The sequence below is a fragment of the Citrobacter sp. Cpo109 genome (genome assembly GCF_030332565.1).
GTDB lineage: Bacteria > Pseudomonadota > Gammaproteobacteria > Enterobacterales > Enterobacteriaceae > Citrobacter > Citrobacter portucalensis.
Genome location: NZ_JAOWHQ010000049.1, coordinates 1 through 19,140 on the forward strand (window position 1 = coordinate 1; position 19,140 = coordinate 19,140).

General features: G+C 52.2%; 16 protein-coding genes. 3 read left to right on the plus strand and 13 right to left on the minus strand.

Annotated features, from left to right (window positions below; all coding sequences use genetic code 11):
• Nucleotides 1-32: 32 nt before the first annotated feature.
• Both OGY71_RS06175 and mdh read right to left on the minus strand, forming a co-directional pair.
• Nucleotides 33-1,390, minus strand: a protein-coding gene (locus tag OGY71_RS06175; RefSeq protein WP_286612912.1) for an IS3 family transposase whose coding sequence is annotated in 2 segments (ribosomal slippage) — nt 33-928 and nt 928-1,390 — 1,359 coding nt in all. Because the reading frame shifts where the segments join, the coding sequence is not laid out codon by codon here.
• Nucleotides 1,391-1,546: 156 nt separating this feature from the next.
• Nucleotides 1,547-2,482: a malate dehydrogenase gene (gene mdh / locus OGY71_RS06180; protein WP_008785953.1), complete on the minus strand. Its 936-nt coding sequence runs from the start codon at nt 2,480-2,482 to the stop codon at nt 1,547-1,549.
• Between the two features lie 436 nt (nt 2,483-2,918).
• Between mdh and argR the strand changes: the two genes are divergently transcribed.
• Together argR and yhcN are read left to right on the plus strand one after the other, a co-directional pair.
• Entirely contained in the window at nt 2,919-3,389 is a 471-nt protein-coding gene (gene argR / locus OGY71_RS06185) for a transcriptional regulator ArgR (protein WP_003025162.1), read from the plus strand.
• Nucleotides 3,390-3,765: 376 nt separating this feature from the next.
• Complete coding sequence (yhcN, locus tag OGY71_RS06190) at nt 3,766-4,032, plus strand: peroxide/acid stress response protein YhcN (RefSeq protein ID WP_003828812.1); 267 nt, start codon at nt 3,766-3,768, stop codon at nt 4,030-4,032.
• A 57-nt stretch (nt 4,033-4,089) separates the two neighbouring features.
• Here yhcN and OGY71_RS06195 read toward each other — a convergent pair whose 3' ends face one another.
• The 4 genes from OGY71_RS06195 to aaeX all read right to left on the minus strand — a co-directional run bounded on the left by OGY71_RS06195 (nt 4,090) and on the right by aaeX (nt 7,604).
• A complete protein-coding gene (locus tag OGY71_RS06195) occupies nt 4,090-4,368 on the minus strand; it encodes a barstar family protein (protein ID WP_003025168.1) in 279 nt (92 codons plus the stop codon).
• Nucleotides 4,369-4,487: 119 nt separating this feature from the next.
• Nucleotides 4,488-6,455 (minus strand): p-hydroxybenzoic acid efflux pump subunit AaeB, encoded by a 1,968-nt coding sequence (aaeB, locus tag OGY71_RS06200; RefSeq protein WP_003828813.1) that lies wholly within the window; start codon nt 6,453-6,455, stop codon nt 4,488-4,490.
• A 5-nt stretch (nt 6,456-6,460) separates the two neighbouring features.
• Nucleotides 6,461-7,393, minus strand: a complete 933-nt coding sequence (gene aaeA, locus OGY71_RS06205) for a p-hydroxybenzoic acid efflux pump subunit AaeA (RefSeq protein WP_003828814.1) — start codon at nt 7,391-7,393, stop codon at nt 6,461-6,463.
• Between the two features lie 7 nt (nt 7,394-7,400).
• The gene (gene aaeX, locus OGY71_RS06210) at nt 7,401-7,604 is read right to left on the minus strand and encodes a p-hydroxybenzoic acid efflux pump operon protein AaeX (protein WP_003828816.1); all 204 of its coding nucleotides are present in this window, start codon (nt 7,602-7,604) and stop codon (nt 7,401-7,403) included.
• A gap of 184 nt (nt 7,605-7,788) precedes the next feature.
• Here aaeX and aaeR point away from each other — a divergent pair, with 184 nt between their 5' ends.
• The gene (aaeR, locus tag OGY71_RS06215) at nt 7,789-8,718 is read left to right on the plus strand and encodes an HTH-type transcriptional activator AaeR (RefSeq protein WP_003828817.1); all 930 of its coding nucleotides are present in this window, start codon (nt 7,789-7,791) and stop codon (nt 8,716-8,718) included.
• An 86-nt stretch (nt 8,719-8,804) separates the two neighbouring features.
• On the opposite strand, the gene tldD is transcribed toward aaeR, so the two are convergent.
• The 7 genes from tldD to mreB form a co-directional block, all read right to left on the minus strand.
• Nucleotides 8,805-10,250 (minus strand): metalloprotease TldD, encoded by a 1,446-nt coding sequence (tldD, locus tag OGY71_RS06220; RefSeq protein WP_003828819.1) that lies wholly within the window; start codon nt 10,248-10,250, stop codon nt 8,805-8,807.
• A gap of 163 nt (nt 10,251-10,413) precedes the next feature.
• Entirely contained in the window at nt 10,414-14,214 is a 3,801-nt protein-coding gene (gene yhdP / locus OGY71_RS06225; protein ID WP_003828821.1) for an AsmA2 domain-containing protein YhdP, read from the minus strand.
• Nucleotides 14,215-14,325: 111 nt separating this feature from the next.
• Complete coding sequence (gene rng, locus OGY71_RS06230) at nt 14,326-15,795, minus strand: ribonuclease G (protein ID WP_003828822.1); 1,470 nt, start codon at nt 15,793-15,795, stop codon at nt 14,326-14,328.
• Complete coding sequence (locus OGY71_RS06235) at nt 15,785-16,378, minus strand: Maf family protein (protein ID WP_057067977.1); 594 nt, start codon at nt 16,376-16,378, stop codon at nt 15,785-15,787. The genes rng and OGY71_RS06235 overlap by 11 nt, the downstream gene beginning before the upstream one ends.
• A 7-nt stretch (nt 16,379-16,385) precedes the next feature.
• Nucleotides 16,386-16,874, minus strand: a complete 489-nt coding sequence (gene mreD, locus OGY71_RS06240) for a rod shape-determining protein MreD (protein WP_003025196.1) — start codon at nt 16,872-16,874, stop codon at nt 16,386-16,388.
• Entirely contained in the window at nt 16,875-17,897 is a 1,023-nt protein-coding gene (gene mreC, locus OGY71_RS06245; protein ID WP_003828827.1) for a rod shape-determining protein MreC, read from the minus strand.
• A 66-nt stretch (nt 17,898-17,963) separates the two neighbouring features.
• Nucleotides 17,964-19,007, minus strand: coding sequence for a rod shape-determining protein MreB (gene mreB / locus OGY71_RS06250; protein ID WP_000913396.1), 1,044 nt, complete (start codon nt 19,005-19,007; stop codon nt 17,964-17,966).
• Nucleotides 19,008-19,140: the final 133 nt, after the last annotated feature.

Sequence of the window (19,140 nt, forward strand, 5' to 3'; positions counted from 1 at the left end):
TGAACTGACCCCATAATGTTGGACAGTTTATTTTAAGCGGTTATCTGGGCCTGGGTTCGGTACTCTACCGGACTCAGGCCTTTCAGTTTCTGTTTTATTCTTTCATGGTTGTAATAGTGGATGTAGTCATCGATAGCCATGCGCAACTCGCTGATATTCTTGTGTTCCGTGAGGTAAAAACACTCAGATTTCAGTGTGCCGAAGAAGCTCTCCATCACTGCATTGTCATGACAGTTTCCCTTTCTTGACATGCTCTGTTTTAGACCCGCCTCCTTTAGCCGGTTCTGATAATGCGCCATCTGATATTGCCAGCCCTGATCTGAGTGGAGCAGCGGGTATTCGTTTTTGCCCAGTACAGATATAGCCTTCGACAGCATGTTATCCACCATCGACAGAAGAGGACGGGACTCCATCTGATACGCTACTATTTCTCCGTTATACAGATCCAGAACCGGGGACAGATACAGCTTTTCTCCGCTTATTTTAAATTCCGTGACATCTGTTACCCACTTCTGGTTGGGTTTATCCACACTGAACTGCCGGTTCAGTACATTACCCGCAACTTTCCCATGCCGGCCTTTGTAAGAGTTATATTTCTTCCTTCTGATACAACAGGTTAAATCTAACACCTTCATTAACCTCTGAACCGTTTTATGGTTCAGTAAGCTTCCTTCCCGGCGGCCAGCCAGCGTGATTCGCCTGTATCCATACCGTCCTTTATGTTTATGGAACAGCGTTAAAATATGCTGCTTATCATCGGCATATTTGTCTGGTTTTTTACCGTTGGCCAGTTGCCAGTAGAACGTGCTTCTTGCCAGCCCTGCAGCTTTTAATAAGCGTGCAAGAGGGAACTTCAGCCTTAACTCATTCACGACCTGCGCTTTATCCCGCGTCCTGACGTGCTTCTTTCCCTGAGTAAGGCCTGCAGCTTTTTTAGATATGCCACTTCAGCACGCAGTTGTTCAAGTTCCTCACGTTCATCCGGAGCAAGAGGGGTCTGCAAAGGAGGGACGGGGTGATTCTCAGGGCGTTCTGGCATCGTTTTTTTCCTGCGTCGACTGTCTGTAAGGGCTTCTAATCCCCCTTCATCATACAGTCGTTCCCACTGACTAACAGTGGAAAAGGCAGGGATAGTGAATTTTGCACAGACTTCGCGAACAGACAGCTGGTGTTCACGCATATGCAGGATAACGGACTCTTTAAAAGCAGGAGAATAGGTGAAATGCCGGGTTGTAAGCCCGGCTTCGCCATGGAGCTTCCAGGTAGCAGACCATTTACGAACGGCACTGTGATCGATACCAAAACGTTTTGCAGTCGCCTCCTGTCCTTCCAGCCCGGAAAGATAGTGCTGCACAACCTCAAGCTTGAAGCTGAGAGAATACTTGCTCATAAAAAACTGCACCTTACTTCGTTGGGTGTCCAACTTTTTGGGTGCAGTTCATGTTGGCTCCGGTTTTTATTAGGCGATATCGTAGAGAGTTAGTACGTAATGCCTGATGGCGCTACGCTGATCAGGCCTACAAATACACGCAGGCCTTTCTTCGCGTTACTTAACGAACTCTTCGCCCAGAGTAATATCTTTTTTCAGCGTATCCAACATGCCTTCCAGCGAGCTTTGTTCAAACGCGCTCAGCTTGCCGATAGACTGACGCTCTTCTACGCCGTTTTTACCCAGCAGCAGCGGCTGAGAGAAGAAACGAGCATACTGGCCGTCGCCTTCAACGTAAGCACATTCAACCACACCTTTTTCGCCGCTCAATGCGCGAACCAGGGACAGGCCGAAACGTGCAGCAGCCTGACCCATAGACAGGGTTGCAGAACCGCCACCAGCTTTGGCTTCCACAACTTCAGTACCCGCATTCTGGATACGTTTAGTCAGGTCAGCGGCTTCTTGTTCGGTGAAGCTTACGCCAGGAATTTGTGACAGCAGTGGCAGGATGGTTACGCCAGAGTGGCCGCCAATAACCGGAACTTCAACGTCGCCAGGTTGTTTGCCTTTCAGTTCCGCAACAAAGGTGTTGGAGCGGATGATGTCCAGCGTGGTCACGCCAAACAGTTTGTTCTTATCGTATACGCCTGCTTTTTTCAGCACTTCTGCAGCGATAGCAACGGTAGTATTCACCGGGTTGGTGATGATACCGATACACGCTTTCGGGCAGGTTTTAGCAACTTGCTGGACCAGGTTCTTCACGATACCGGCGTTGACGTTGAACAGGTCGGAACGATCCATACCCGGTTTACGTGCGACGCCCGCAGAGATCAGTACCACATCAGCACCTTCCAGTGCAGGGGTAGCGTCTTCGCCGCTGAAGCCTTTGATTTTCACAGCAGTAGGGATATGGCTCAAATCAACGGCCACACCAGGTGTTACTGGAGCGATGTCGTACAGGGAGAGTTCTGAACCTGAAGGCAGTTGGGTTTTTAACAGTAATGCTAGCGCCTGACCGATACCACCAGCAGCGCCGAGGACTGCAACTTTCATCCTAAACTCCTTATTATATTGATAAGCAAAATGTCTATTGCTCCGCGGCGGCGACCTTAATTCACAAATCCAATGAATACAACAACCACGCGTCAAGAATGCGTAGTCACGCAAATTTGGCTTTTATGCATTTAACTTACGTAAAATAAAACCTAAGTTACGTAATTCAAAACCACCCACACAGTAGAGCAACTTTCCAACAGGTGCTGACAATATACCCTACCCACCTCTCAAAACAACATCAATTTGATAACATTTAATTTACTTTTAACCTTATTTGCGAGCCGTGACACAGGCATGTTTCTTGATAACGAAATTTGATAAAATTCCGCTCTTTCATAACATTATTTCAGCCTTGAACAAGGCAGACTGTTTGCATAAAAATTCATCTGTATGCACAATAATGTTGTTTCTACCGCCATATTACGGGTGACTTATGCGAAGCTCGGCAAAACAAGAAGAATTAGTAAAGGCGTTTAAAGCGCTGCTTAAAGAAGAAAAGTTCAGCTCTCAAGGCGAAATCGTCCTCGCGTTGCAGGATCAGGGCTTTGATAATATCAATCAGTCCAAGGTTTCACGCATGCTGACCAAATTTGGCGCCGTGCGTACCCGCAATGCGAAAATGGAAATGGTGTACTGCCTTCCGGCTGAGCTGGGCGTACCCACGACCTCCAGTCCGCTGAAAAATCTGGTGCTGGATATCGACTATAACGATGCGGTTGTGGTTATTCATACCAGCCCCGGCGCTGCTCAGTTGATTGCACGTCTGCTGGACTCATTGGGGAAAGCGGAAGGTATCCTGGGTACGATTGCCGGTGACGATACCATCTTCACCACCCCAGCTAAGGGTTTTACGGTAAAAGATCTGTACGAAGCCATTCTGGAACTGTTCGAACAAGAACTGTAATACCGCCTCCCCGCCGCCTCGCGGCGGGGGAAAACACTCTCTTTTCATCCCCCTCCTTCTCTTTTCCACTGCTATTGATTTAACAAATGGTGCGTTTAACCATCAAAATACATTCACATGGTGAATATGCAGCCTTAAAAACGCACATTTTGCAAAATCAAGTATCTGCATGATTTAATTAAATTTAATTTGTACAAGCTGTTTAAAATGCTCTTTTTAATTCCATTGAGTTATAAGAAATCATTTTCTTAATACTCAAAACCCAATGAAACAATTAGCGTGGTATTAATTTATCGGGTGATTAGTGTATACTTGATTTTGTGATGAGGGTCACGAAACATAGACCCCAATAAAAGAATTCGACGAGGTAAATATCATGAAAATCAAAACTACTATTGCAACCTTAAGCCTTCTTTCTGTTCTCTCCTTCGGTGCAAGCGCCGCGGTTACTCAGGTGAACTCACAAGAAGCACAGAATCTGCAATCCATCGGTAGCGTCTCCGTCTCTCAGATCGGTAGTTCACCAATGGACATGCGCCAGGCCATCGCCGCTAAAGCTGAAAAAGCAGGCGCCAGCAGCTATCGCGTCACCGAACTCCGTGAAGGTGCTCACTGGCACGCTACTGCAGAACTCTACAAATAAACCCTCGTCGTCTAAGTCCGACGACTTGCCCCCGCCTGCCGGGGGCTTTTTTATGTCTTACATTGAGTGACGAACGTTAAAACGCAACTGCCCTTCCAGCTCTTCTTCCGCTTCATCGAACAGTAAAATCAATGCGCCGTATCGCCTGCGTAGTTTGTCAGGCAAATGGACAAATTCAATTTCCAGCGGCAGCGGCAAGACTTCCCCGATCACCACCTCCCACAGAGAATCCAAATCAACCACCTTTTCCCGCGCCAGACCGAACGTGCGCGTGAACTCGCGATAGAAATCGCCCTGATCTTCTATCTCGTCAAAATCAAATGTATAGATGTTCATCTATAACCACCATCCCGACGCCAGCTACTCTACAGACCGCCAATATTCAGGGGTCTCTCGCATTTTCAGGTAAGTATAGCCATAAAAAAACCGACGCTTTTAGCGTCGGTTTTCAACTCTTAATTACTGACCAGCGCATGCTGGTATTTGTGCAGCATCCCGCTGAGTCGTTTTACTGGCTCGGTAACCTGCGGTGGTGCTTGCCAGATAATTAATTTTTCCTGGTAGATATCAAGCTCCTCCAGTAACTGGCTAAAGTAGCGTCGGCGCTTGTCGTCATTTCCTGCTGAAATTACGTGATCGGCAGTTCGACGAAGCTGGCGATGGAATGCGGATAGATCCTCGTTTACCGGTACCGGCGCATCACGCAGGCGCTGGTGCGCGATGATCATCGTCAGCGCCAGGCGAAACTTAGCCAGATCGCCGGGAAACTTGTTCATCAGCAAAAAAAGCTGCTGATAAAGTGCCGGAAGATGATTTTCTTTACGACGGACTACGTTGGTGGTCATCGCTGAAACCGCCGCCGAGACAAACTGGTTGAGCAACACGCGGCCCGTTCTGTCACGAGAGTTATCACGCACCAGCAGAATGACGATAAACGCCAACACGCAGCCAACAATTTGCCCCAACGCACTGTCAAGGAACTGGCTAAAGTGAAAGGTCATCGGGTTATCCAGCACAATGATATTAATAGTGCTGGCCAGCGCCCCCATCGATCCCAGCCGTCGTTTCTGTACCTCAATCCCCAGAAAGAATCCCAGCACCGCCAGGCTCAGGCACAGTAGGAACATACTTTGTTGCGTATTGGGGATAATCACCAGGAAATAGAGCGCTCCGAGCGGTAACGCTGCCAATGTCCCATAGATAAAGTCTATCGCCACCATGCGAGGATTTGGCAAACGCATTGCCAGCGAGGTGACGACCGCAATCATCACCATTGCGCCGCTGCCGGAGGTCCATCCGGTCCACAACCAGAATAAGGTTCCCAGCACACAAGAAAGCGTGGTACGCCAGAAGTTAACCATCGCATGATGACGCTCGGCAGACTCCACTTTCACCACCGGCTCACCTTGCAGGATCTCTTCTTCCGTAGCGCTAATCTTGGTATTACTCACCACACCACGTTTGAGCAGCAGGTAGCGCGTCGCAGCCCCCGCCCAGCTGTATATGGTGACCGGCGTTTCGCGCTCGCCAGTCCAGGCAATCACCCGACGCATCCGCTTCAGCTGTTTATGGACATCCTGCGCCGTTTCAACCGACGTATCGAACAACTCGCGGAAAGTATCAGTAATCAGTTCCGGTCGGGTGTTCTGAATAAGATAGGTTTCACAGGACTGCGTGATGAGCGTGAGCGACAGCGTGTTCAATGCTTTAAGCCTGCGGTTAGCACGCCCCCAGCGTGAAGACTCCATATTCAGGTTACTGCGCATACCTTCCAGCGCTGCCGTACGACGGACTAAATCGCCCCAGGCTTTATCCACAACCTCGCTGTCGCCGTGCTTAATGCACAACTGCATCAGTTGATATTGCGCCACCAGCAGGCTGTCCAGCTCAACATCAATCTCTTGTTTTATCGAACGGGGAGAGAAAAGCAGATCGGCCACAATGGCACAGACAATCCCCATCACAATTTCACTGCAACGTTCGAGCGCAAATTGTGGCGTCAGCAGCGGTTCAGCCTGAATGGTAATGACGATGATCAGCGCTGTATAGCCCGAAAGCCCCCAGGCATAGGAGTTCTCGATCTTCACCAGTGACGAGATCCAGGTACAAAAACCGGCCCAGATACAGCACACCAGTATCATCAATAACGGAGCGCGGATCATACTGATGATAATGATCAGTCCGGCAATACAACCGATAAATGTCCCGACAATACGCAGCATGCCGCGATAGCGAATAGCCCCTGAATAGGGTTCCCCACCCGCAGCAAAGGCCGGGCCTGCCGCCACAATAGCTGCAGTCAGCACCGCCCAACGCGGAGTCTCAAGTTGGAAGTGAAAACCAACGAACAGCGCCAGTACAATCGCGCATGCCAGTTTTACCGCAAAGCGGATATGCTGGTTGGCAATGGAGAAAATACCCATCGCGATTAACCAAACTCACGCAGGCGGTGCGCCATTTTACGGAAGAAGGACTCCTGGCTTGCATCACGGTCCTGCTTACCGGTAATGACAACGGTAGCCGTCGTCCCGGCAGGCCACAGAGTTCCCTGCTGCTCATCAAGGCGGATTCGCACCGGTACACGCTGCGCCAGGCGCACCCATTCCAGATTTGAATCAATGGTCGCCATACCTTTTGCATCCTGCGTACTGCTGGCATTTGTTACCCCCGCCGCCACGCTATCAACGGTGCCTTTTAAGACATTATTACTGCCAAGCGGGGTGATCTCAGCACGATATCCAGGGCGAACGCCTTCTAGTTTGGTTTCTTCCATATAAGCCAGCACATAGAAAGAATGCTGTTTGACCAGTGCCACCGCTGTGGAACCACGCGTAATAAATTCGCCGCTATAAACGTTCAGGTTAGTGACCCAACCGTCTGCTGGTGCGCGAATGACGGTACGTTCCAGATCTAATTTTGCCAGGTCGCGGGTCGCTTGTGCTTTCGCAAGCTGGTGTAATACGGTTTGCAGGACGTTGTTTGACTGGTCAATCTCTTCACGAGACATGGCCTGCACGCCCAGGCGGTTACGACGACCAGCTTCCTGGCGTTTTTCCTGGGCCAGAACCTGATAATAAGAAACATCAGCTTCGGCCTGCTCAAGGGCTTTCTTGTAGCGTGGCTGATCGATGGTGAACAGAATCTGATCCTTTTTCACCAGTTGGTTATCATGGACGTTAACGTTGGAAATAAGACCCGCAACATCCGGCGCAATAGCGACAACTTCCGCGCTGAAACGCGCATCACGTGTCCATGGCGACTCGGTGTAATACACCCATGCGCGAAAAATAGCGATGAAGGCCAGAATGACCAGTACGAGAGTCGTGGCCGTACGGGAGAGTTTTTTTGTTAGTGTTTTCACTTCAACCTCAAACGAACAGGCGCGTTATTAAATAGAACAGGCAGCAATACAGCGCGGTGTTAAACAGAGCCGGATGCCAGACAAAATCATAGATGCCGGTTGGAACCAGCATCCGGCGCACCAGCCAGAAAATCGCCAGTGACAAAAGTAATTCGAAAAAAATCGGTGGGAAGGACAAACCAAACACCACGATAACGGGAAACAGACTCATGTTGACCTTGGTAACTTAAGAGAGTGCAGGTGATAGATTTTCTAGCGTATGTCACCGCAGAGAAGGGCAAGGATGAGCCAGGCGAGAGCGACATAGCTGTTATTTGAATAATAATATATTAACGTAACTGTTATGCTGTTATCTATATTATGTGATCTAAATCACTTTTAAGCCAGAGTGAACAATGGAACGATTAAAACGTATGTCGGTGTTCGCCAAAGTCGTCGAACTGGGTTCCTTCACCGCCGCCGCAAGACAGCTACAAATGAGCGTTTCATCGATAAGCCAGACGGTCTCCAAACTGGAAGATGAGCTACAGGTTAAGCTGCTAAACCGCAGTACACGCAGCATTGGGCTGACCGAAGCCGGTAAAATCTACTACCAGGGCTGCCGGAGAATGCTGCACGAAGCGCAGGATGTTCACGAGCAGCTTTATGCCTTTAACAACACGCCCATCGGCACGCTGCGCATTGGTTGTTCTTCAACCATGGCACAAAATGTCCTCGCCGGATTGACCGCGACAATGCTGAAGGAATACCCCGGTCTGACGGTAAATCTGGTAACAGGCATCCCGGCCCCGGATTTAATCGCCGATGGTCTGGACGTGGTTATCCGCGTCGGTGCGTTGCAGGACTCCAGTCTGTTCTCGCGTCGCCTGGGTGCCATGCCGATGGTAGTCTGCGCGGCTAAAAGCTATCTCGCACAGTTTGGTGCCCCGGAGAAACCCGCCGATCTCAGCAACCACTCGTGGCTGGAATACAGCGTGCGCCCGGATAATGAATTCGAGCTTATCGCTCCGGAAGGAATTTCCACCCGCCTGATCCCAGAGGGTCGTTTTGTGACTAACGATCCGATGACATTGGTGCGCTGGCTGGCTGCGGGTGCGGGCATTGCCTATGTTCCGCTGATGTGGGTGATCAATGAGATCAATCGTGGCGAAGTGGAGATCCTCCTTCCCCGCTACCAGTCGGATCCGCGTCCGGTCTATGCGCTGTATACCGAAAAAGACAAATTGCCGCTCAAGGTCCAGGTAGTGATTAACTATCTGACGGATTATTTTGTCGATGTGGCGCAGCTTTTTCAGGGGATGTACGGCCGGGGAAAAGAGAAATAAAAAGAGCATTGGCCGGATAAGGCGTTGACACCGCGTCCGGAAAGATGCCCGATAGCACTAGTGCTTATCGGGCATACATCATGATGTTATGCAGTACCACCTACCGTCAGGTTATCCACCTTCAGCGTCGGCTGGCCCACGCCCACCGGCAAACTCTGCCCTTCTTTACCGCACACACCAACCCCGTTATCCAGCTTCAGGTCGTTACCTACCATTGAAATCTGCTGCATCGCTTCGATACCAGACCCAATCAGCGTCGCGCCTTTCACCGGTTTGGTTACTTTACCGTTTTCAATCAGATACGCTTCAGACGTCGAGAACACGAATTTCCCGGAGGTGATATCCACCTGGCCGCCGCCGAAGTTAGGCGCATAAATACCGTATTCAACGGATTCGATGATTTCCTGCGGCGTGGATTTCCCAGGCAGCATGTAGGTGTTGGTCATACGTGGCATCGGCAGGTGCGCGTAAGATTCACGGCGACCGTTACCCGTTGGCGCAACGCCCATCAGGCGCGCGTTCAGTTTGTCCTGCATGTAGCCTTTCAGAATACCGTTTTCGATCAGCACGTTGTACTGACCCGGAGTGCCTTCATCATCAATAGCCACAGAGCCACGACGGTCCGCCATTGTGCCATCATCCACAACGGTACACAGTTCCGACGCCACCAGCTCACCCATGTGACCGCTGAATACCGAGGTACCACGACGGTTAAAGTCGCCTTCCAGACCATGACCTACCGCTTCATGCAACAGAACGCCAGGCCAGCCAGCGCCGAGTACTACCGGCAGCGTACCAGCAGGCGCTGCTACTGCGGACAGATTAACCAACGCCATGCGTACGGCCTCTTTCGCCCACGCGTCAGCACGGACTTCACCATCGAGGTCGCCCAGGAAATAGTCATAGCCAAAACGACCGCCACCACCGCTAGCGCCGCGCTCGCGCTTACCATCTTCTTCCACCTGTACGCTTACGGACAGGCGTACCAGCGGACGAACGTCAGCGGCCAACGTACCGTCGGTCGCGGCTACCAGGATCAGTTCATAAACACCGGTCAGGCTGGCGGTTACTTCCTGGACGCGTTTGTCGGCGGCACGGGCCACGCTATCAACGCGACGCAGAATATCCAGTTTCTCTTCGCGGCTCATGCTCTGTAACGGATCAACCGAGGTGTAAAGCGCCTGATGCTCAACCGCTCCCAGCGTTTTTACTTTGCCGTCACCGTTGTCACGCACGATAGTACGGGCAGCATGAGCACTTTGCTCCAGCGCCAGCAGGCTAATCTGGTCTGCATAGGCAAACCCTGTTTTTTCGCCGCTGATGGCGCGCACGCCAACACCCTGATCGATATTGTAAGAACCGTCTTTAATGATGCGGTCTTCTAAAACCCAGGATTCGTGATAGCTCGACTGAAAATAGAGATCGCCGTAGTCAAGACGGCGTTCGGCCAGTTGGCCCAGAATGGCAAACAGATCCTGATGTTTCAGGCCATTCGCTGCTAGCAATTGTTCACTTACCAGGTTCAGACTCATCGTTTTGGTACTCATTAGTTTCTGTTGTAGGCCTGATAAGACGCGCCAGCGTCGCCATCAGGCACTTCAATGCCGGATGGCGGCGTGAACGCCTTTTCCGGCCTACGGACTGCGGTAGAAGATCACTGTACTGAGATTGGGGCAATTACTCGCCCCCGTCAAATCATTGCTGGCTTTCTTTGCGCGGCTGGCGCAGAACTTCGTTAATCTGCGGCTTATCGACCGGACCGGTGATGCGATAGCGCAGAATCGAAACTTTGCTCCACAATGGTCCCAGAACCTTACTGGCAGCAAACACCGCCGCGCCGACAATCGGATTGACAGCAAACGCAGCGGCAACCCCTACGGTGGCAGAAATTTCAGGCGCGACAATGGCTTCCATATCCAGCTCCCGACGGACCAGGTTCACTGAGCCTTTCATCGCAATGTCTGCCTCCAGACCGTCCACCAGCGTGTCGTCGGTATGCATCACGCCATCTTTGATCCACGCCGTACTGCGAATCGAGTCGAAATAGAAACCTTCACTGAAGGTATCGCTAAAATCAAAACGCAGTTTACGTAGCAACGCATCAAAGCTCAGCAGTCGCAATAGTTGCCCCGCATGTCCGGTGCTGAGTTCAGTAAGCTCACCTTTGCCCAACCGGGTACGCAAAATCCCATTCAGCGAAGCTTCATCCGGATCCCATGGCGGGTTACGCCAGTGCAGGTCATACTCCACGTTGAACGAAGAGTTACGAATCGGGGTCGATACGCCAAAGAAACTGGCAGCGGAGTCAATTTTATTACCGCTCAGTTTACCCTTCAGTGACGTTCGTTCTTTGCCCGGCGCATTCACCCACACGCCATCGGTGGTCAGTCTGGCAAATCCCGTATCCAACAGACCGTTGCTCAGCGTTAGCGTGTCGCCTTTAATTGCTACATCGGCGTCAATACGCCCATATTTCTGTCCCCACATCCAGCACTCGGCACAGCGTAACTGAAGGTCCGGCCAGCCGCGGAAGCTGAAGTTGTCCACGGCGGAAAACGGCGAGGCTGGTGTGTTGCCCGGTGACGCTTTCGCCGCGCTGGGGTTGTAATAAAGATACTTAATATTGGCCAACCATGGCGCATTATTGCGCATCGCCAGCGTGGCGTTAATTTCACGACCCTGCGCCTGTACGATAGAGCCATTGCTCGCAGGCTCAGACACAATACTCAAATTATTCCACTGCTGACCGCCCAGGGATAACGATGGCGTACGCACGGTGATGCGTTGTGGGAAGTTGGCATTAGTGCCAACGTTATCCGCTGCGCCTTTTTGGAACAATGCCAGCCATTGCGCGCCATCCATAGGGGGAAGATTAAGCTCAATGCCTTGCTGATCGGGTAACGCGGGCACAGTGCGGCTTTCCGACGTCCAGATAGCGCGGTCAAGCGTCAGTTTCTGATTCAGCAACCAGCGGCTGTTAAAGTGGTTCTTACTGCCAGCATTACCGGTCAGTTCAAAGCTGCGCAGATTGCCGTTAGCCTTAACGTTTACCGGCAACGCCTCACCGGCCGCTTTATTCAGCGGAGCAGGTAAGTGACTACTTACATTCTTCAGGTCACCCTTTAGCTCAATGTCGTAGGTCGGCCCGGCATGATACGGAAGATCGATACCCACCTTGCCATTCCACGCCATGCTGCCACGTAACGCATCGTTGACCTGCGCCGGTAAAATCCCCATGCGGGTTGGTTGCCAGTCGCCTTGCAGGTTCACGGCTACCTGATAGGCTTTCGCCCCTTCGGTGGTGGAGAAGTCGACGTTCAGCGGCTGATTAAACCAGTTCGCCGTCATCGGCTCGCTCTTCAGATCGCCGTTGATAAAGCTGAATTTACCATTCAAATTCTTCATCGTGCTGTCGAGCGGTTTAATAAACAGACTGTTATTACGCAGGTTGACGTCGCCTTTGGCAGTAACCAGCGAGCCGTCTAGCGGAATATCAAGATGTAAGCGAGCATTCACATCACCGTCAATTTGCAACTGTTCCAGCGTGGCGCCGAGAGAATCCTTCAATGGTGTCTCATCAAAATAAGGTCCAACCGCCTTGCCTGGCCCGTTGATATCGGCATCAATCAGCAGCTTTTCTTTTGCATAGTCGGGAATATTAGCCGTCAGGTTACTGGCCTTCACGCCGCCCAGATTGACGCTATCCGTCTTCATCCACAGGCCATCGTTAATGAAGTTTAGTTCGATATTAAGATCGGTTAGCGCAGGCCAGTCGGGCTGGAAAGCAAATTTCGCATTGCGTAGCGGCACCAGGACCTGAAACTGCCCTTCGTTGTGCAGATACGGGAACAGATTCGGGTTACCGCCATACACCAGCGTGGCGTTATCCGCCTCGCCGCCCTGAATAGCGCCGCTGAGGTAGTCAACCAGCTCTTTGCCCATCAGGTTTTCCGGGAAGTAGCGCCAGGCCTGAGAGCCATCGTCGGTGCTGATGCCTGCCAGAATGCCCAACCATGGATCATCATCAGCCGGTTGCAGATAGCGAAAACCACCGCGCGCATGTACCGCTTTCGCTTTAACATCAATGTTGCGCCCGTCTAACTGGAAGCCTTTATCATTCTTCAGCCAGCTTAGCGTCGCCACGCCGTTCTCTATTTCCAGCGGCGCGCGGAAGACGGTTTCATACGGCATTTTTGCTTGTTTCATGGAGGCGGTGAGCGCCCCATTTTCAACGCTTCCCGCAAGCGTACCGGAGAAATGTTCTGCCCCCGGCAGCAGCTTCCACTGTTTCCAGGCCAAATCGGTCCACGAGGACAGGAAGCGGGTTTTTTCTGTCGCCTGTAACGGGATATCCAGCGCAAGCACATCTATTTTGCCGCTGGGTTGCGTGGCCCGCCAGATATCACCCAGCGCAGGCGATAACCTGGACGCCATCGGACGCAGTCCTTCTAACCCGGCCAGTTCCAGATTACTGGCGCGAATGCGTAGCTCATCACTGCGTTTGTTATTCTCGCCACCGACTTCCTGCTCAGGGATCCAGGCCAGCGTTAATGCCCCGCTCGGCCAGGGTTTATCATCCATGGTGATACGGGTATCGGGAATAGAGAATTGCCAGCCCGCTTCTTCACGGCTGATGTGCGCCGTCAGATTATCGACGGAGAGCGTGTGCGTACGATTTTCACCCAGCCAACTTGCCCCGCCTTTTTTTAGCCAGACATCGCCACCAGAAACGACGCCTTTGCTGATCGTCATCCATGCTTCCAGGCTAAAACGCGCGGTTTGCAGCGCGACATTATCCTGCATCCATTTGCCCAACCACGGTTTGACGTCGATGTCATCTGCCTGCAGCCAGACCCGACCGTTATTCAACAGCCCTTCGTCATCACGCAGATCCATACGCACCTGCATAACGCCGTGCTGTCCGGTCAGGCTGGAGAGGCTGACCTGACCCTCGGCGCGATGCCGATTTTTACCGTTCAGCCAGGTAAGCTGTGGGATCGCCAGTTCAGCACGTTGACCTGAGAGGGTTATAAAGCTGATATGGCTGTCGCGTAGATCGAAATGGTCAAACTGACGCAGGAAGAGATCGCTGAGATGGCCGGTTTCAATCCCATCTCCGCCTTCACTGCGCTGGATAGGAGTATTGGTGCGCAACTGAAGTTGCCAGAAGGTGAGATCGCGAAACTGCCAGCGCATGTGCAGCAAACTTTGCCAGACATCCAGCGCCAGCGTGACGCGTTTTACCGAAAATTCTCCCCCATCTTTCAGCTGCGCATGGATATTACGCGCTTCAAGCGTAGGACCGAAATTTTGCCAGCTGGCAGAAAGCTGGCTGGCGGAAACAGGCAGACCTGTGGCGGATTCAATCTTGCCAAGAATGGCCGGACGCCAGCTATCAAGATGAGGTAACGCAAGGCGCAGTCCACTGACCAACAGCGCTGCGATGACAACGAATGCGGCTCCAGTGAGCAGTAAAATCCCCGGCAATCGCCTCACGCGCCTCTCCTTGTCTACCAAAAAATATGACTCACACCCCTTGAGTGAATATTGCCGGATAATGGCGCTTGCGCCTTATCCGGCTTACATACGCGGGTGCCACTACACGATTTACATCATGACGACGTCGAACTGCTCCTGGTTATACAGCGGTTCGACTTGTACTTTGACCTGTTTGCCGACAAAAATCTCAACTTCCGCCAACGCGTGTGACTCTTCACCTTTCAGGGTTTCAGCCACTGCCGGAGAGGCATAAACCAGGAAACGGTCAGAGTCATATGCATGGTGTACGCGCACGATTTCGCGCATGATTTCATAGCATACGGTTTCCACCGTTTTCACCGTACCACGCCCATGGCAGGTCGGACACTCGTTGCACAGTACATGCTCCACGCTTTCACGTGTGCGCTTGCGCGTCATCTCCACCAGGCCCAGCTGTGAAAAACCGTTAATGCTGGTTTTTACGCGATCCTTGCTCAGAGCCTGCTCCAGGGAGTGCAGCACCCGGCGACGGTGATCTTCATTATTCATGTCGATAAAATCGATAATGATAATACCGCCGAGGTTACGCAGACGCAGCTGACGAGCAATGGCCTGCGTTGCTTCAATATTAGTATTAAAGATAGTGTCGTCGAGATTACGATGCCCAACAAACGCGCCGGTATTGATATCGACCGTGGTCATCGCTTCGGTTTGATCGATGATCAGATAACCGCCGGACTTCAGCTCAACTTTGCGTTCCAGCGCGCGCTGGATTTCATTCTCTACGTCAAAGAGATCAAAAATAGGCTGGCGCCCGCTGTAATGTTCCAGCTTGCTGGTCATCTCGGGGATATATTCCGCCGTAAATTCCAGTAATGCCTCATAGGTCAGACGGGAGTCGACGCGGATGCGGTCAAGCTGTGCATCAGCAAAGTCACGCAACACGCGCTGTGCCAGTGCCAGTTCACCGTACATCTGGTAGCGCGTTTGCGGGCGCTTTTTACGCTCCATGACTTTCGTCCAGACGCGCTTCAGGTAGGCAGCATCCGAGGCCAGATCCTCTTCGCATACGCCTTCCGCCGCCGTGCGAATGATGAAGCCGCCCTGCTCATCGCAGTAATCCGCCACCACTTTTTTCAGGCGTTCGCGTTCGGTTTCGCTTTCGATACGTTGGGATACGCCAACGTGCGAAGCACCCGGCATAAAGACGAGATAACGGGAAGGCAGCGTGATGTCCGTCGTCAGGCGTGCGCCTTTAGTTCCCAACGGATCTTTTACCACCTGCACCATCAGATCCTGACCCTGGCGCACCAGTTCAGAAATGTCGCGTACAGTGAACTGTTTTTGTTCTTCACCCGCCACGCATTCGGTGTGCGGCATGATGTCAGAAGCGTGAAGAAATGCGGCTTTATCCAGTCCAATATCTACAAAAGCCGCCTGCATACCCGGAAGTACACGACTTACACGACCTTTGTAGATATTGCCTACGATTCCGCGTCGCGCCTCACGTTCAATATGAATTTCCTGCAGAATACCGCCATCAATGTAAGCCACCCGAGTTTCCGATGGCGTTACGTTTACCAACAATTCAGCCGTCATGTTTATCCCTTTTCTCACGCAGTGCGTTAAAATTGGTCAGCAACTCATACGTTTCTACCAGCGGTAAGCCGACTACGGCGTGATAGCTGCCATTTATCTTCCTGACAAAACAGCCACCCAACCCTTGAATACCGTATGCACCTGCTTTATCCATTGGTTCACCGCTGGCAACATAGCCCGCGATGTCCTCATCGGTTAGTGCTCTGAATGTCACTTCCGTCACTACCAGGCAGTCCAGACTGTGCTGGCGATCGGCCAGTGCCACGGCCGTCATAACTTGATGCGTTTTGCCCGACAGTTTGCGCAGCATTGCTGCGGCATGGTCGGCGTCGTGCGGTTTTTCCAACACTTCGCCATTAAGGATAACGATGGTATCCGCACCCAATACCGGCAAATCGCGCTGTGCCAGTACTACGCCAGCCTGCGCTTTTTCGCGCGCCAGACGGGAAACGTACTGCTGCGCGCTTTCCTGCGGGTGCCGCTGTTCTTCAATCCCAGGGACCAGTCGTTCAAACGTAACACCAAGCTGAGCGAGCAACTCCTGACGACGTGGAGAACCTGAAGCAAGATACAGAGTATTCATATCAACCTTATTGCACCGCAAACTGCTGACGGACTTTACGCATCAGTAAGAATAGCCATGGCCAAAGCACACCATTCACTACACTACTCCAGAACACTTCAGGTCTGAAAGAGACGTTGATCACTAAAAACTCGGCCCAGAAAACAATAATATCCACGACCAGTGATAACAACATGACCACCAGCGCCTGTTGCCAGAGCGCGAGGTTGCGGAATAGCTGGAATTTCAGCGCGACCAGATAAGCAATGATACTCATCGACAATGCGCGCACGCCAAGCGTGGAGCCGCTGATGAGATCCAGTATGGCACCCACCACAAATCCCGTGCCCACATTTACGCGATGCGGCAGCGCCAGGATCCAATACAACAAGATGAGCAGCACCCAGTTTGGCCGGAAAACCAGAATGTCATCCGGCCAGGGCATGACTTGCAGCAACAGTGCAATAAGGAACGAGAGCCAAATCACCCAACGTCCCTGGCTACGATAGCTTGCCACTTACTGTCCTCCCGGCTTACGCGGAGCAGGTTGTGGCGGCGTGGTATCTGCGGGCGCTGGAGCCACGCCTGTTGCAGGTGCTGGCATCGGCGCAGGCGGTCCCATGGTATCTGGTGCAGGCAGAACTTGCGGCATCATTTGCATCAGACGTTCATTAGCAACGCGGTGTACTTCTTCCGGCGTCATCGGGTTTGCGCCATTACGATCGGCACCCCACAACAGCAGCAGATAGCGCAGACGCTGCAGACCCGCAGTCGGGCGAGCCTGAATCACAGTATAAGCGCGCTGAGTGTCCAGCTTAACGGAAGAAACAACAGCAACCGGATAACCTTCAGGGAAACGTCCACCCAGACCCGAGGTGACCAGCACATCGCCAACGCGAATGTCGGTGTTGGCCGGCAGGTGTTCGAGCTGAAGATCGTCGGTGCAGCCGTTACCCGCAGCGATTACGCGGATATCATTACGCAGTACCTGAATAGGCAGCGCATGCGTCGCATCGCAAATCAGCAGCACGCGGCTGGTTAATTTAGCCACTGCCACGACCTGACCTACTACGCCTTTGTCGCTAATAACCGGCTGGCCTTCGTAGACGCCGTTAACGCTCCCTTTGTCGATCACGACCTGATCGCTGTAAGGGTCATTAACCGTTGAGATGACCTGCGTCACCATCTTTTGTTCGTCCTGACGCAATGGCGATCCCAGCAGCTCACGCAAACGCGCGTTCTCCTGTTTGTATTGCCCCAACATCAGTAGTTCGCTGTTTTTCAGCAGCAGTTCCTGACGCAACGCACGGTTTTCAAGTTCGAGTTGGTCACGCGAAGCCAGCGTTTGCGACACGCCGTCGAGTAATTCACGAGGACCATTTGAGATAAAGTAGAAAGGACTGACGGCGGTATCCATGTACGTTCGGATTTGACTAAACGTACCCAGGCGGCTGTCGGCAATAATAACGCCGAGCGCCACCAGCACCGCCAGAATAAGGCGAATCTGTAGCGACGGGCCACGGCTAAAAATTGGCTTCATAGTCTATGCGTATTCTCGTATCAGAGCGGAAGGGCAACCCGCGGGGGCTACCCAACCTGCATCCGATTACTCTTCGCTGAACAGGTCGCCGCCGTGCATGTCGATCATTTCCAGCGCCTTGCCGCCGCCGCGCGCCACGCAGGTCAGCGGATCTTCAGCAACAACAACTGGAATACCGGTTTCTTCCATTAACAGACGGTCAAGGTTACGCAGCAGCGCACCACCACCGGTCAGCACCATACCGCGTTCGGAGATGTCAGACGCCAGTTCCGGCGGGCACTGTTCCAGTGCAACCATTACTGCGCTCACGATACCGGTCAGCGGTTCCTGCAGGGCTTCCAGAATCTCGTTGGAGTTCAGGGTAAAGCCGCGCGGAACGCCTTCAGCCAGGTTACGACCGCGAACTTCGATTTCGCGCACTTCGTCACCCGGATAAGCGGAACCGATCTCGTGTTTAATACGTTCTGCGGTCGCTTCACCGATCAGGGAACCGTAGTTACGACGAACATAATTAATGATGGCTTCATCGAAGCGGTCGCCGCCAATACGGACAGAAGAGGAGTAAACCACGCCATTCAGGGAGATAACGGCAACTTCAGTGGTACCGCCACCGATATCCACAACCATTGAACCGGTTGCTTCAGAAACTGGCAGACCCGCACCGATCGCGGCCGCCATCGGCTCTTCGATCAGGAAGACTTCACGAGCACCTGCGCCCTGAGCTGATTCACGGATCGCACGGCGTTCAACCTGAGTTGCTCCAACCGGTACACACACCAGTACGCGCGGGCTTGGGCGCATGAAGCTATTGCTGTGCACTTGCTTGATAAAGTGCTGGAGCATTTTTTCAGTCACGAAGAAGTCAGCGATAACGCCGTCTTTCATTGGGCGAATTGCAGCGATATTGCCCGGCGTACGACCCAGCATCTGCTTCGCATCATGACCTACTGCAGCCACGCTTTTCGGCGAACCGGCACGATCCTGACGAATGGCCACAACAGAAGGCTCATTCAATACGATGCCTTGTCCTTTTACATAAATAAGGGTATTCGCGGTACCCAGGTCAATGGACAGGTCATTGGAAAACATGCCACGAAATTTTTTCAACATACTAAGGGATAATCCTGAAAGCTGGGGCGGAAAACAAAATCCGCTTACTTTACCAACCACACGCAGCAGCGACAAGGCGCAAAAATCATCTGCTACGGTGAAAATTAGTGCAGTTCGTTTCCTTTGTTACAAA

What these genes read in the sequence shown, in the direction of transcription:
- rng (WP_003828822.1), bottom strand. Translation starts at nt 15,795, where the DNA reads ATGACGGCTGAATTGTTGGTAAACGTAACGCCATCGGAAACTCGGGTG.
- OGY71_RS06195 (WP_003025168.1), bottom strand. Translation starts at nt 4,368, where the DNA reads ATGAACATCTATACATTTGATTTTGACGAGATAGAAGATCAGGGCGAT.
- mreC (WP_003828827.1), bottom strand. Translation starts at nt 17,897, where the DNA reads ATGAAGCCAATTTTTAGCCGTGGCCCGTCGCTACAGATTCGCCTTATT.
- OGY71_RS06235 (WP_057067977.1), bottom strand. Translation starts at nt 16,378, where the DNA reads ATGAATACTCTGTATCTTGCTTCAGGTTCTCCACGTCGTCAGGAGTTG.
- aaeX (WP_003828816.1), bottom strand. Translation starts at nt 7,604, where the DNA reads ATGAGTCTGTTTCCCGTTATCGTGGTGTTTGGTTTGTCCTTCCCACCG.
- yhcN (WP_003828812.1), top strand. Translation starts at nt 3,766, where the DNA reads ATGAAAATCAAAACTACTATTGCAACCTTAAGCCTTCTTTCTGTTCTC.
- mdh (WP_008785953.1), bottom strand. Translation starts at nt 2,482, where the DNA reads ATGAAAGTTGCAGTCCTCGGCGCTGCTGGTGGTATCGGTCAGGCGCTA.
- tldD (WP_003828819.1), bottom strand. Translation starts at nt 10,250, where the DNA reads ATGAGTCTGAACCTGGTAAGTGAACAATTGCTAGCAGCGAATGGCCTG.
- mreB (WP_000913396.1), bottom strand. Translation starts at nt 19,007, where the DNA reads ATGTTGAAAAAATTTCGTGGCATGTTTTCCAATGACCTGTCCATTGAC.
- argR (WP_003025162.1), top strand. Translation starts at nt 2,919, where the DNA reads ATGCGAAGCTCGGCAAAACAAGAAGAATTAGTAAAGGCGTTTAAAGCG.
- aaeR (WP_003828817.1), top strand. Translation starts at nt 7,789, where the DNA reads ATGGAACGATTAAAACGTATGTCGGTGTTCGCCAAAGTCGTCGAACTG.
- aaeB (WP_003828813.1), bottom strand. Translation starts at nt 6,455, where the DNA reads ATGGGTATTTTCTCCATTGCCAACCAGCATATCCGCTTTGCGGTAAAA.